1 protein-coding gene is annotated in these 239 nt (G+C 63.6%); it reads left to right on the plus strand.

Annotated features, from left to right (window positions below; translation table 11 throughout):
* The coding region (locus tag ACVA58_RS28630; protein WP_446513613.1) for a DNA translocase FtsK at positions 1-183 on the plus strand (183 nt) is incomplete at its 5' end.
* Positions 184-239: the final 56 nt, after the last annotated feature.

Below are 239 nucleotides of genomic sequence, written 5' to 3' on the forward strand. Positions count from 1 at the left end.
GTGCTCAAGAACCGCCGCGCGTCCATCTCGCTGGTGCAGCGTCACCTGCGCATCGGCTACAACCGCGCCGCGCGCCTGCTCGAAGACATGGAAAAGGCGGGGCTCGTGTCCGCCATGTCCGGCAACGGCAACCGCGAAATTCTGGCGCCCAACCGCAACGGCAACGTCGTCGAAGAAGAATGACGTTGTCCGCATGTTGCGGTTACATCGCGTTACCGCGTCGGTGGAATGTTCCGGCG

This window comes from Photobacterium sp. DNB22_13_2 (assembly GCF_052873915.1).